The organism is Veillonella dispar (assembly GCF_937975875.1).
Taxonomy (GTDB): domain Bacteria; phylum Bacillota; class Negativicutes; order Veillonellales; family Veillonellaceae; genus Veillonella; species Veillonella dispar_B.
Genome location: NZ_CALJSP010000015.1, coordinates 1 through 1,804, shown reverse-complemented (window position 1 = coordinate 1,804; position 1,804 = coordinate 1). Strand labels below are relative to the sequence as shown.

Below are 1,804 nucleotides of genomic sequence, written 5' to 3'. Positions count from 1 at the left end.
ATGACAGAGCAAAAAAAGAATTAGTCCCTTATGTTTTGCAAAGCAACTCTCAAGGTTCCTAAAAACATTCAAAAGGCTATGGGCTCTGATGAGTATCCAACAGAAGTCAATATTCGTGGCTATAAACCTAATACAACAGTTCACGTAGGACAAGTAAAAAAAGCATGCTCTATTATCAGCAAGGCTAAACGACCACTATTCTTATTAGGCGGTGGCGTTAGCATTAGTGGTGCTAACGACCTCATGATGAAGCTAGTAGAAAAAACAGGCATTCCTGTTGTAACTACATTGATGGGTAAAGGTGCTATCGATAGTCGACATCCTTTATATCTCGGCAATATTGGTATTCATGGTGGCTATGCACCGAATGTGGCACTCACTGATTGTGATGTAATGATTTCTATTGGTACACGCTTTAACGACCGTATTACAGGCAAGTTAAGTACCTTTGCACAAAATTGTAAGATTATCCATATTGATGTGGATGCAGCATCTATTTCTAAGAATATTAAGGTAGATATTCCAATTGTAGCAGATGCTAAATTAGCTATTGAAAAATTATTGGAATATATTGAACCTCATGATCTTGGTGAATGGCCTGCGCAATTACAACAACTTAAGGCTGACCGCCCTGTTACACAAGCGGGTGAAGAAGGCTTAACACCTCAAATTGTTATTGACTATATTAATAACCACTATGCACGACCTATTGTTGCTACTGATGTAGGACAAAATCAATTGTGGACTACTCAGTTCCTCGAAATTAAAGGACAACACCAAATGTTGACATCTGGTGGCCTTGGCACGATGGGCTATGGGTTCCCAGCTGCGTTAGGGGCTCAAATTGGCAACCCTGATAAACGAGTATTTGCTATCTGTGGTGATGGTGGTGTACAAATGAATATCCAAGAATTTGCCACAGCTATGCATTACCGTTTACCTGTAACTCTCATCATTTTGAATAATGGCTTCCTTGGTAATGTACGGCAATGGCAACAATTGTTCTACGATAAACGATATGCTTGTACTAATTTGTTGATGGATGAAAGCTCTATTGTAACGCGTGATATGATCGATAATGATGAGTTTGAATACGTTCCAAACTTTGTACAATTGGCAGAAGCTTATGGTGCAAAGGCAATGCGCATTACTAAGGTAGAGGATATCGAAAAAGGGTTCCAATTGGCAGATACTTTCAAAGATGGTCCTACATTACTTGAGTTCATCATTCCAACGGAGCTCAATGTATTGCCAATGGTACCAGCCGGCAAATCTTTAAGCGATATGTTATTAAAGGATAAAAAATAGGAGGGGCTATGGAATTACATATGGAAAAACGCTGTATTTCAGCGTATGTAGAAAACCAAATCGGCGTATTGGCTAAAATTTCTGGCCTCTTCGCAGGTAAAAATTATAACCTTGATACATTGACAGTAGGGGAAACTGAAGATCCTACCATGTCTCGTATGACCATTGAGCTCACATGCGATGATTTGACATACGAACAAATCATTAAACAGCTTAATCGCAGTGTAGAGGTGATTAAGGTTATCGACTTTACAGATATGCGGATTACAAAGAAAGAACTATTGTTTATTAAGGTCAACAGTTGCAAAGAAGCAGATAAACAAGAAATCTTCCGCATTGCTCAAACCTTTGACTTGTTGGTAGTTGATTATAACCGCAAATCTGTTCTCGTACAATGTGTAAAAACAGTATCCAAAAATAACGATATGATTGCTCTATTTAAAGATATGTTTGTTAATCGTATTGAAGTTGTACGCGGTGGTAGCGTCATTTCACT

Annotated in this window: 1 protein-coding gene and 1 pseudogene; both read left to right on the top strand. The window is 38.5% G+C overall.

Annotation, left to right across the window (positions count from 1 at the left end; translation table 11 throughout):
• Window positions 1-54 precede the first annotated feature (54 nt).
• Window positions 55-1,308, top strand: a pseudogene (locus Q7P05_RS00645) (thiamine pyrophosphate-binding protein); the annotation flags it as partial.
• 8 nt (window positions 1,309-1,316) lie between these two features.
• Window positions 1,317-1,804: acetolactate synthase small subunit (gene ilvN / locus Q7P05_RS00640; RefSeq protein WP_303930035.1), on the top strand; the 488-nt coding region annotated here is incomplete at its 3' end.